5 protein-coding genes are annotated in these 12,316 nt (G+C 62.2%); 1 reads left to right on the top strand and 4 read right to left on the bottom strand.

Annotated features, from left to right (window positions below):
• Nucleotides 1-52: 52 nt before the first annotated feature.
• The 4 genes from ACP7D9_RS24760 to ACP7D9_RS24775 form a co-directional block, all read right to left on the bottom strand.
• Nucleotides 53-943: a transglutaminase family protein gene (locus ACP7D9_RS24760; RefSeq protein WP_312997535.1), complete on the bottom strand. Its 891-nt coding sequence runs from the start codon at nucleotides 941-943 to the stop codon at nucleotides 53-55.
• Nucleotides 943-3,429 (bottom strand): circularly permuted type 2 ATP-grasp protein, encoded by a 2,487-nt coding sequence (locus ACP7D9_RS24765; RefSeq protein ID WP_312997537.1) that lies wholly within the window; start codon nucleotides 3,427-3,429, stop codon nucleotides 943-945. Before ACP7D9_RS24765 ends, ACP7D9_RS24760 begins: the two co-directional genes overlap by 1 nt.
• 87 nt (nucleotides 3,430-3,516) lie before the next feature.
• Entirely contained in the window at nucleotides 3,517-6,792 is a 3,276-nt protein-coding gene (locus ACP7D9_RS24770) for a DUF2126 domain-containing protein (protein WP_426159889.1), read from the bottom strand.
• A 337-nt stretch (nucleotides 6,793-7,129) separates the two neighbouring features.
• Nucleotides 7,130-9,442, bottom strand: coding sequence for a YgiQ family radical SAM protein (locus tag ACP7D9_RS24775; RefSeq protein ID WP_426159890.1), 2,313 nt, complete (start codon nucleotides 9,440-9,442; stop codon nucleotides 7,130-7,132).
• Between the two features lie 403 nt (nucleotides 9,443-9,845).
• Here ACP7D9_RS24775 and ACP7D9_RS24780 point away from each other — a divergent pair, with 403 nt between their 5' ends.
• Nucleotides 9,846-12,308, top strand: coding sequence for a hypothetical protein (locus tag ACP7D9_RS24780; protein WP_426159891.1), 2,463 nt, complete (start codon nucleotides 9,846-9,848; stop codon nucleotides 12,306-12,308).
• Nucleotides 12,309-12,316: the final 8 nt, after the last annotated feature.

Consider the following 12,316-nt stretch of genomic DNA (forward strand, 5'->3'; position numbering starts at 1 on the left):
TGGCTGACCTGACGCTTTCGCGAGCAGGCTCGCTCCCACATCTGAAAACTCATCAATTCTGAGGCATCACCGTAACCCGCACCTCCGGGTCATGGTTACCGCCACCGAGAATCACCCCCCGCAGCGGCGACACATCGGAGAAATCCCTTCCCCACGCCAGCGTGATGTGTTCCAGCGCCGGCCGCACGTTGTTGGTCGGATCGAAATCCACCCAACCCAGTACCGGGCAGAACACCGATACCCACGCATGCGAGGCGTCGGCGCCAATCAGGCGTGGCTGCCCCGGCGGTGGTTGGGTCAGCAGGTAGCCGCTGACATAACGCGCCGCCAGACCACGCGAGCGCACACAGGCCAGCATCAGATGCGCGAAGTCCTGACAGACCCCACGCCGGCGCTCCAGCACCTCCACCAGCGGCGTCGCCACCTGGGTGGCTTCGGCATCGAAGGTGAACTCGCTGAATATCTTCTGCATCAGCGCCTGCACGCCGAGCAGCAACGGTTGCCCCGGCGGAAAACAGCTTTGCGAGAAGTCGACGAAGCTGCGCTTCAAATGCACATAAGGCGACTGGAACCGGTAGCGGCAGGCTTCGAGCAAGTCGTCGGACAACGGCTGGCTGCTGTAGGTCAGCGCATCGCGGGTCTGCTCCCACGGCGGCGACTGACTGAAATCCAGCGCCGGCCGCACCAGCACCTCAACCGCCAGCCGGGCGTTGACCTGCAATTGGTCATGGGGCCGCTCAAAGGCCAAGCGCGTCAGCGGATTGCCGAACACGTCCAATTCATCGCGGCGCATCGTCGGCTCGGGGCTGATCAGCAATTGCTGCTCGGTGCAGCGCTGCCAGCTGCATTCGCGCGGCCACAGGTGCGCCAGTTGCTGGGCGAGGGACACCGGGCTGTCGTAGTGATAACAGGTGTCGTGAAAGATCTGGTACTGAGCGCTCATCACACGGACACCGTTCGCTGGCTGACATCATCGACATGGGCGAAATGGCGCAGCGCCAGACGATCCGATACCTGGCCGCTGGCTTCGGCGATTTCCTGCAACAGATCAGCCAGACCCTCCAGCGCGGCACGTACGCTGGATTTGCCGAACAAGGGGTTTTCCAGGCAACCGAGATCGAACCGCGAGAGGCGCTCGACCAATTGCGGCAGCCCGGTCTCGCGAGGCACGGCGAAATCCTCGTTCAGGCGTTTCAAGGTACGGGTGACCAGTTTCAGCTGAAACAGCACCGCGTGGGGGTTCTGCTCATCCAGCAGCAGCAAATCAAGCACCGGAATCAATTGCGCCACCGCCAGATACCGCGAGCGATAAGTAATGCTGCTGTTACCCAGTTCCAGCAGCCACTCCAGCCCCGCCTGATCGAACGCGCCCGCGCCGCGCAGAAACGCCGCCAGACTGCTGCTGAGAAATTGCAGGCGTTCGATGCGGCGGCCGATCATCAGAAACCGCCAGCCTTCATCGCGGGTCATGTCATCCAGCGCAAACCCCGACAGCGCCGCCAGCGACATCACCAGACGGTTGAGGAAATCCAGCAGTTCGGCGAAGTCCGGTTCATCGACTTCCAGCTCCAGCGCTTCGCGCTGCAACTCGACCAGCGCTTGCCAGTTCTCCCGGGACAGCTTGCCGCGCACTTGCGAGGCGGCCCATTGCAGGCGCTGCAAATTGGAACGCAGGCTGAACGACCAATCTTCGCCCAGCAGCGCAGCAAGCAAGCGTTCCGGCAGTTCACCCTCATCCGGCAGCAACGCCAGACGTTCGCCCAAATCAACCGCTGCCTGCAACGCCTGCGGATCATCGCCGTCGACGTAGCGCGTGAGCATGATGCGCAGCAGCCGCGCGCTGTCGTCACAGCGCTCGCAGTAGCGGCCAAACCAGAACAGGTTTTCCACTACGCGCGACGGCAGATACGGATCGCGCCGCACCAGATCGTGCACGCCGACATTGCGCTGTGCCTTCCATTGCTCGCCGCTCGGCGCACGGTCGCCGAGCACCCAGGTGTCCTTGCTTGCGCCGCCGCGCTGCATCGACACCACCTCGGCATCGGCGTCGGCCGCCACCCGGGTCAGACCTCCCGGCAGCACGCGGTAGCCGTCGTGGCTGGCGACTGCATACATGCGCATGCCAATCGCGCGGGGTTGCAGATGACCGTCCTCGGCTTGCCAGACCGGCGCCTGCGACAGCTGCGCGAGTTCTTGCGCGACATAGGCATAAGGCCGCGCCTGCATGCGCTGCGCCAACTCGAGACGCTGGCCTTCACTCAAGTCACGCCCGAATACCGGGGCGAAGCTCTGCGACGGGAACGCCGGTTTGATCAACAGCTGCCCAAGTTTCTCCAGCGCTTGCGCCAGCACCGGCGCCTCGCCGCACCACCAGGTAGCGATCGACGGCAGAATCAGTTCTTCGCCGAACAGGTATTGATTGATCTTCGGCAGAAACCCCAGCAGCCCCGGCGATTCCAGCACGCCGCTGCCCAGCGCATTGGCCACCAGTACCCGCCCCTGACGCACCGCCTCAAGCAGACCGGGCACGCCGAGCGCCGAATCGGTACGCAGTTCCAGCGGGTCGCAGAAATCATCGTCGAGGCGGCGCATGATCGCGTGCACCCGGCGCAGGCCGCTGAGGGTTTTCAGGTACACCGTGGCATTGCGCACAGTCAGATCGCCGCCCTCGACCAGCGGATAGCCGAGCTGACGAGCCAGATACAGATGTTCGAAATAACTTTCGTTGAACCGGCCCGGGGTCAGTAGCACCACCAGCGGTGCGTCATCGCCCTGCGGTGCCTGACGGGCCAAAGTTTCCTGCAACGTGCGGAAGAATCCAGCCAGATGCTGGACCTTCAGATCGCGGTACAGATCGGGGAAAGCGCGAGAGACGATGGTGCGGTTTTCCAGGGCATAGCCGGCACCGGATGGCGCCTGAGTGCGATCGGCAGTGACCCACCAGCGGCCGTCCGGCGCGCGCGCCAGATCTACGGCATACAAATGCAAAAAAGCTGACTCGGGTGGAGCAATGCCCTGACAGGGCCAGAGGAAATTGTTGTGCCCGAATACCAGCTCCGCCGGTAGCAGGCCCTCGCGGATCAGCCGTTGCGGACCGTACAGATCCGCCAGCACTGCATTGAGCAAGCGCGCACGCTGAGCGATGCCGGCGGACAATTGCTGCCATTCATCTGCCGCGATGACATGGGGCAGCAGATCCAGCTCCCACGGCCGATCAGCGCCCTTGGGATCGGCATAGACGTTGTAGGTGACGCCGTTTTCCTGAATCTGCCGCGCAAGCAGGGCCTGGCGCTGCACCAGTTGCGCGGGGCTGCTGCGCTGCAACTGATCGAACAGCCGCTGCCAATGCGCACGCACTGCGCCGCTGCCGTCGAGCAGTTCGTGATAGGTGTCCGCGTTAAGCGGGTAGCGGTCTAGCAGGTCAGGCATGGAAAGCTCGGCAGACAGCGGGGAACGGTCAGACTAACGCAGCCACGTGACACGCGGATATACGAAAATCCACGTATCGCATAGGCTCTAGAAACGCCGCAGATCGAGGGTCATCGGCAGCTCGTCATTGATTTCGACATTCGGTATCGCAAGTTTCCCCGCCGTGTGCCCCAGGCGGAAAAACCGCGCCATGCGCCGACTCTCCGCTTCGTTGGCGTTGACCGGCAAGGTCTCGTAATTGCGCCCGCCGGGATGGGCGACGTGATACTGGCACCCACCCAGCGAACGCCCCATCCAGGTATCGAGCAGGTCGAACACCAGTGGCGCGTGCACCGCGATGGTCGGATGCAGACAGTTGGCCGGTTGCCAGGCTCGAAAGCGCACCCCGGCGACAAACTCACCCACCCGCCCGGTCGGGTGCAACGGCACCGCGACGCCATTGCAGGTCAGCAGATAGCGCTGTGGCGGCAGGCCGTTGAGCCTGACCTGCAAGCGCTCCAGCGATGAATCGACGTAGCGCACCGTGCCGCCCGCCGAGCCCTCCTCGCCCAGCACATGCCAAGGCTCGAGCGCCTGACGCAGTTCCAGCTCGATGCCATTGACGGCGTAGTCGCCGACCTTGGGAAAACGAAATTCCAGATGTGCGGCAAACCACTCCGCACGCAATGGATAGCCGGCGTTGTTGAGTTCGACGATAACGTCGGCGAAATCCTGCTCGATAAAATGCGGCAACAGGAACCGGTCATGCAACTCGGTGCCCCAGCGAGCCAGTTTCGTCGGCGCGTAAGGCTCGCGCCAGAACCGCGCGACCAGCGCCCGCAGCAACAACTGTTGCGCCAGACTCATGCGTGCATGGGGCGGCATCTCGAATGCGCGCAGTTCCAGCAAGCCGAGACGCCCGGTGGCGCCGTCCGGTGAATACAGTTTGTCGATGCAGAATTCGGCGCGATGGGTATTGCCGGTGACGTCGATCAGCAGATTGCGCAACAGCCGATCGACCAGCCACGGCGCACATTCCTCGCCCGGTTCCGGCATCTGCGCAAAGGCGATTTCCAGTTCGTACAAGGCGTCATTGCGCGCCTCGTCAACCCGTGGTGCCTGGGAGGTCGGGCCAATGAACAGCCCGGAAAACAGGTACGACAACGAAGGATGGTTATGCCAGTAACTGATCAGGCTGCGCAGCAGATCCGGCCGCCGCAAAAACGGCGAGTCCGCCGGCGTCGCGCCGCCGAGAACGAAATGGTTGCCGCCGCCGGTGCCGGTGTGGCGCCCGTCGATCATGAACTTCTCGGTGGTCAGGCGGGTTTGCCGCGCCTGTTCGTAGAGAAACTCGGTGCGCTCGACCAACTCGTCCCAAGTCGCCGATGGCTGCACGTTGACCTCGATCACGCCCGGGTCCGGAGTGACACGGAAATTGCTCAGGCGCGGATCACTCGGCGGTTCATAGCCTTCCAGCAACACCGGGCAATGCAGTTCTTCAGCGGTGGCCTCAATGGCCGAGACCAGCTCCAGATAATCCTCGACCCGCTCCAGCGGCGGCATGAACAGATACAGCCGCCCTTCGCGGGCCTCGGCGCAGAAGGCGGTACGGGTCAGCCAGTCAGCGGACTCATCGATTTTCGGCACGCGCTCATCCAGCGCAGCCGGTTCGCCGTGCACACCGAGCTGCGCGGCATCCGGCAGCTCGGCAAAGTCCTGATTCGGATCGTTGGGATGGATGAACGGATATTGCGCCGCTTTTACCCACGGCTGCGACGCCAGTGGCAAGCGATAACCCAGCGGTGAGTCCCCCGGCACCAAGCGACAGTGCTCGTCACGCAGATACCAACGCCCGCTCTGCCATTGATCGCCCTTGGCCGTGCGCGCCAGTGGCAGCACCTGGCCGACCACCTTGTTCAGGCCCTGACTGAAAACCTTGCGCAATCGCGCACGCTCCAGCGGCTCTTCCAGACGCGAATCTTCGGCGCTGACATTGCCGGGCAGCGCGCCCTCGCGCCAGAGGTAATAGAGCTGATCCTCGTAAGCCGGGAAGACGAAGCGCGCAGGCAACTTGAGGCGCTCGGCAACACTGGCCAGAAAGCGTCCGGCCAGCTCACCGTCGGCGCCGTAGTCCTGCTGTTCATCGGCGATCAACGCGTCGTTGTGCCAGATCGGCTGACCGTCGCGGCGCCAATAACAATTGAGCGACCAGCGCGGCAACTGCTCGCCGGGGTACCACTTGCCCTGGCCGAAATGCACCAGCCCCTGCGGTGCGTATTGCTTGCGCATGCGCTGGAACAATTCGGCGGACAGTCGACGTTTGTCCGGACCCAGCGCGGCGGTGTTCCATTCGGTACCGTCCGGGTCATCGATGGAGACGAAGGTCGGTTCGCCGCCCATGGTCAGGCGCACATCGCCTTCGAGCAGATCGGCATCGATCTGCCGGCCCAGCGCCTGGATCGCCCGCCACTGGTCATCGGTGTAGGGCTTGGTGACACGTGGCGCTTCCCAGATTCGCTCGACCGACATTTCGTGGCTGAACTGTGTCTCGCAAGGTTCGACCAGACCACTGATCGGCGCTGCCGAGGACGGGTCGGGACTGCACGCCAACGGAATATGCCCTTCCCCGGCGAACAACCCCGACGTGGCATCCAGGCCGATCCAGCCGGCACCCGGCAGATACACCTCGCACCAGGCATGCAGGTCGGTGAAGTCGACGTCGGTGCCGGACGGGCCGTCGAGGCTTTTTACGTCGGCGCTCAGTTGAATCAGGTAGCCGGAAACAAACCGCGCCGCCAGACCGAGATTGCGCAACAGCTGCACCAGCAACCATGCCGAATCGCGGCAGGAACCGGAGGCGTGCTGCAGCGTGTGCTCCGGGGTCTGCACGCCCGGCTCCATGCGAATCAGGTAACCGATGTCTTCGCTGAGACGCTGATTGAGCGCCACCAGAAAATCCACCGCCGGCAACGGCGTGCGGTCGATGCTGTCCAGGTAAGCCTTGAACGTAGGCGTCAGTGGCAGGGTTTCGAGGTACGGCGCCAGCTCCTTGCGCTCATCGGCGGCGTAGCTGAACGGGATTTTTTCGGCGTACGGTTCGAGGAAGAAATCGAACGGATTGAACACCGCCATTTCCGCCACCAGATCGACTTCGATGCGCAGTTCTGCGGTTTTCTCGGGGAACACCAGACGGGCCAGGTAGTTGCCCTGCGGGTCCTGCTGCCAGTTGATGAAATGCTGCTCGGGCGAGACTTTCAGCGCATAGGACAAAATCCGCGTGCGACTGTGGGGCGCCGGGCGCAGGCGGACGATCTGCGGGCCGAGTTCGACAGCGCGGTCGTAGCGATAATGCGTGACGTGATGCAATGCGACATGAATCGACACGGCGTGCCTCCTGCGAGCCTGGGCGTAGAGGAAAGCGCGCAAGACTTATGCCATGCACAGGCTTGCGCGCTTTCGCGAAATGCTCAAGGCAGTACAGCACCAAAACCGGGCGACGCGAGGAAATGCTTGGGCGAGTTTGCTTCTATTTGTGGCAGGCAGGTGGTGATGGCTGCCTGTACCGGCCCCTTCGCGAGCAAGCCCGCTCCCACATTTGAATGCTTTCCTCTGTGGGAGCGGGCTTGCTCGCGAAGAGGCCAGTGGCAACAACTCATTTCCTGAGGCCTGAAATGCAAAACGCCAACCCGAAGGTTGGCGTTCTGTTCAGCTCAAGCGCTGTTTAGCGCGGCACGACCGGCTTGCGTGTCGGCTTCGGTCCTTTGCCTTTGGCCGCATCCTTGCGTTCTTTGGCCGCCTGCTGGTTGCGGGCGAACGCCGCAGCCTTGGCCTGTTCACGCTTGTCCCACGGATTACCGCCATCACTTGCACGCGGCGGCAGGCCGGTGTGCTGGGTGAGGATCTTGGTGGTCTTCTCTTTGCCTTCCTTCGCCACTTTATGGCTGCCGGCCGGCGTCGAGTTCTTGCGACGGGCGCTCTGGTAGCTGTCGGTCGCTGGCTGATGCGCCGGGATCAGTTGATCCTTGCCCGGCCCGATCAGATCGCCACGGCCCATGCGGATCAATGCTTCGCGCAGCATCGGCCAGCCTTTCGGGTCGTGATAACGCAAGAACGCCTTGTGCAGGCGGCGCTGATCCTCGCTCTTGACGATGGTCACGCCGTCGCTCTTGTACGTCACTTTGCGCAGCGGGTTCTTGCCCGAGTGGTACATCGCGGTGGCAGTGGCCATCGGCGACGGGTAGAACGCCTGCACCTGGTCGGCGCGGAAGCCGTTGCCCTTGAGCCACAGCGCCAGGTTCATCATGTCTTCGTCGGTGGTGCCCGGGTGCGCGGCGATGAAGTACGGAATCAGGTACTGCTCCTTGCCCGCTTCCTTGGTGTACTTCTCGAACATGCGCTTGAACTTGTCATAGCTGCCGATGCCCGGTTTCATCATCTGGTTGAGCGGACCTTCCTCGGTATGCTCCGGGGCGATTTTCAAGTAGCCGCCAACGTGGTGGGTCACCAGCTCCTTGACGTACTCCGGCGACTCCACGGCGAGGTCGTAGCGCAGGCCGGAAGCGATCAGAATCTTCTTCACACCCGGCAAGGCACGGGCGCTGCGGTACAGCTGAATCAACGACGAATGGTCGGTGTTCAGGTTCGGGCAGATACCGGGGAAAACGCAGGAAGGCTTGCGGCACGCGGATTCGATTTCCGGGCTCTTGCAGGCGATGCGGTACATGTTCGCGGTTGGCCCGCCGAGGTCGGAGATGACGCCGGTGAAGCCTGGAACCTTGTCGCGGATCTCTTCGATTTCGCGAATGATCGATTCTTCGGAACGGTTCTGGATGATCCGGCCTTCGTGCTCGGTGATCGAGCAGAAGGTGCAGCCGCCGAAGCAGCCACGCATGATGTTCACCGAGAAACGGATCATGTCGTAGGCGGGGATTTTCTCCTTGCCGTACGCCGGGTGCGGAACACGCGCGTAAGGCATGCCGAACACGTAGTCCATTTCTTCAGTGGTCATCGGAATCGGCGGCGGGTTGAACCAGACGTCGATCTCGCCGTGCTTCTGCACCAGCGCGCGGGCGTTGCCCGGGTTGGTTTCCAGGTGCAGCACGCGGTTGGCGTGGGCGTACAGAACCGGGTCGTTGCGGACTTTTTCCATCGAAGGCAGGCGGATAACGGTCTTGTCGCGGGTCATGCGCGGGCTGGCCAGGATCTGCACGACCTTGGCTTCCTGCGGATCTTCAACCGGGCCTTTCTCTTGATCGATGGCGCAGGCCTGAGTGTCCTGGGTGTTGACGTACGGGTTGATGATCTTGTCGACCTTGCCCGGCCGATCAATGCGTGTGGAGTCGACTTCGTACCAGCCCTGCGGCGTGTCGCGACGGATGAACGCGGTGCCGCGCACATCGGTGATGTCTTCGATCTTGTGGCCCCAGGACAGGCGCTGGGCAACTTCGACAATCGCACGCTCGGCGTTGCCGTACAGCAGAATGTCGGCGCTGGCGTCGATCAGGATCGAGTTGCGCACGCGATCCTGCCAGTAGTCGTAGTGAGCGATGCGGCGCAACGAGGCTTCGATGCCGCCGAGCACGATCGGCACGTGCTTGTAGGCTTCCTTGCAACGCTGGCTATAAACCAGGCTCGCGCGATCCGGACGCTTGCCGGCCATGCCGCCGGGCGTGTAAGCGTCGTCGGAACGGATTTTCTTGTCTGCGGTGTAGCGGTTGATCATCGAGTCCATGTTGCCCGCCGCGACGCCGAAGAACAGGTTCGGCTCGCCAAGCTTCATGAAGTCGTCTTTGGACTGCCAGTTCGGTTGCGCAATGATCCCGACGCGAAAGCCTTGCGACTCCAGCAGCCGGCCGATGATTGCCATGCCGAACGACGGGTGATCGACGTAGGCATCACCGGTCACGATGATGATGTCGCACGAATCCCAGCCAAGCTGATCCATCTCCTCCCTGCTCATCGGCAGGAATGGCGCTGGCCCGAAACATTCGGCCCAATATTTTGGATAGTCAAATAACGGCTTGGCTGCTTGCATGTCGACGACCGGTGTTGAAGTGAAAAATCGCGGGCGCGGAATATAGCACAAATTTTGACCAATTCCGACGACAGTGGTCGGTTTCTCCCGGAAGCCGCACCACGGGTCAGTAAAGCATTTCTCGCCCTCGCCGTTTGCACCTGACACACCCGGCAGCGCAACACGCTGCCTGCATGACCACGTCCGCTGGCAGGAAGCCAAACGACAACCCTTCCCGGCCTCTGCCGGGAACTCATAATCAAGGATGGAAAACATGCCCACTAAAACAGCCACACGAGGCACCGTTTCGGTCGATGTCCACACGCGTCCGAACTCATCGTCACAAGGGCCGGCGCCTCACCCCAACGGCACATTGCGATCTACCTCTGGTACGCAGAATCAATCGGGGCAGCCAGGCAGAAGCATGGCCGACAGTGATCTCGACGCAATACGCCCGGCTCCTGCCCCTGCTCCCGCCATCAAGCTGCAGCCTGCAACACCACCGATCGAACACCCGACGCCCGCGCAGCAACCGATCGACTACTACCGCGTAACGGCTTCTGCAGCGCTGCCAGCCGTGGATGCGTCGGGATTGCGCACGCACAAGGGCCGTCGCTATGCCGACCTGGCCGACGGCGGCATTGTTCTGGTCGGGCTGGACACTGAAAGCGGACTGCTGCGCGCCGGTCTGACCAGCGAGCGGGTTGCTTCCGGCCCGGTATTGTTGCGCGATGCCGACAGCGGGCTATGGCATGCCATCGATAACGGCGAAGTGCTCGGCCTGCCGTTGACCGAAGCCAGCCTGCGCGACTGGCGCGCCGATCTGGATTTCAGCACGAGCGAACCGGACAGCGACGGCCTGTTTCAGCACGACGGCAAACGCTACGTGGTCATCCACAGCCACGCCTATCAAGCGCTGCTTGATACACAGGCGTCGACGCCCGGGCAAAAGGTCTGGCGCATCGTCCACAGCGAGGACCCGGTGGCAACGGACAGCGAAAACGTTTACCAGGCCAGCCGCAGCGGCGAATCCCGCGCCATCACACGCAATGCGCAAAACGCCTGGGTGCTGGTTTCTCCGGGCCTGACCGGGGGCATGCGCCGCCGCGAACTGGCCCAGGCCAACCTGGCGATACTGTTGCAACGCTATGCGCCCATCGCTGCCGCCCATCAGGAACTGGTCGACTCCGCTACCCGCTTCGACAGTCTCTGGACTGAGGCACGTGCGCAGGCGCACGACAGCGAAAGGAAAACCGCTGCCCTGATCGCCGTTGAAGTCCATCTGCTCAAGCACATCAAAAAGCAGACGGATTTCGTCCAGTCGATCGTCGACAACAAGGACTGGATAATTCATCTGAAAGCCGGTGGGGCGTACAAGGAAGAACTGCACACATTCCGCCTGGATCGCGTGCGTTATCTGAATCGGCTCATGGCCGTCATGGACTTGCGTGTGGCTCCGGGGTTCACGACGCTGAGTGCGGACAACTGTAAAAAGATGATTACGCACCTGAACAAGAAACTGAAATTGATCGAAGATCGTCAGGGCGTGATGGAGCAAGTCAGGAAAGCCTCTCCCGGAGCGGCACCGATACTTGTCGAACTCGGCCAGGAAGTGCCCTCGGCCGAGCGCATCAACTTCAACAAACTGATCCTTTACGTTCACCTGTTTGCAGATGCGCCAGCGCACCCACCCAACACAACGATGCCCTCGCTGGCGTCCATCGATCTGGTCACCGGCGACCTGCAGAACGTCCCGGAACGCTCGCACCCCTTGGCGCTGATGCTGACCCTTGACCAGCTGCGGAGCGATAGAAGCCGATTTGAATCGCAGCGTTCCACAGACGGCAGCAAAGCCGAATACGCGCGCGAAATCATCGCATTGATCGATCCGATCGAAACGCGCATCGAGACCCGGCTAAACGAGCTTTACGCCACCTTCGACCGCACTACCGAGCTGCCAAGCCTGGACCAGGACATCGATTTCAGTTTTCTGCCGCCACAGCCAAGCGACAGCGAGACAACCCCGCCGCCGCTCACTCGAAAAGTGTTCCGCATCCGTCGCCACGGCACCTCCAGAATTTTGGTTGGCGATACCGAAACCGCAGCGGACGGCAGCATCGTCATCAAGGTCGCCCACCCGTTGCAGCCCAATGGCCCGGCCGAGCGCTATGAGCAGCGCCACGGCGAGTGGCTGCCGGTGCGCCCGCCACTTGGCCGCACTCCGAAACCGCAGTTGATCACGGAGGCCAACCGCCTGTTGGCCGACGTCGAATCACTCAGCGCCGAGGCCAGAATCCGGGAAGCGCAAAAAGACAATCCAACAAATATTATCGAAGACCTGGGTAAACCCAGCGACAAGCTCAAGGAACACGCGAGGCAGCTGCAGAACCTCGAAAAAGCTGACGAAGATACTGAGGTCAAAAGCTTGATCGAGCGCCTGCAAAACGCCGCCGAAACCTTGTCCTCACAAGGGCATGGTGTACTGGTGCGCATGTACAAGAACAAAGAGGTGCTGGACATCATGCGCATGAACTGGCTGATCGATCACACTGAGCTCAACGTGCGCAAAACCGTTGATCGCAAACAGCTCGGCAAAGGCAAGGGCAAGTCGTTCCTCGACGTCTACTCGATCCGCGATCGCACGGACGATACGCCGCTGTGGGAAGCGCACTTTCACTACGACCGGCACGACAGCGCGCCCCTGAACTTCAATGACGACGGCGGCCACCTGAAAACCCTGGAGCAGAGCAGGCGCGGCATTGAATCCCAGCGCCGCGACGAGCGGGCTGGCCGGCCCCACGTTGGCATTTGGCGCAAGACCTTTGACGGCAACACCGCGAGCAGGATTTTTGCCCTCGCCAGCAACGCCGCCACGGCGACCCGCTGATACAACCA

It is taken from the genome of Pseudomonas sp. TSRC2-2 (assembly GCF_049897785.1).
Lineage (GTDB): Bacteria > Pseudomonadota > Gammaproteobacteria > Pseudomonadales > Pseudomonadaceae > Aquipseudomonas.

What these genes read in the sequence shown, in the direction of transcription:
- ACP7D9_RS24760 (WP_312997535.1), bottom strand. Translation starts at nt 943, where the DNA reads ATGAGCGCTCAGTACCAGATCTTTCACGACACCTGTTATCACTACGAC.
- ACP7D9_RS24765 (WP_312997537.1), bottom strand. Translation starts at nt 3,429, where the DNA reads ATGCCTGACCTGCTAGACCGCTACCCGCTTAACGCGGACACCTATCAC.
- ACP7D9_RS24780 (WP_426159891.1), top strand. Translation starts at nt 9,846, where the DNA reads ATGGCCGACAGTGATCTCGACGCAATACGCCCGGCTCCTGCCCCTGCT.
- ACP7D9_RS24775 (WP_426159890.1), bottom strand. Translation starts at nt 9,442, where the DNA reads ATGCAAGCAGCCAAGCCGTTATTTGACTATCCAAAATATTGGGCCGAA.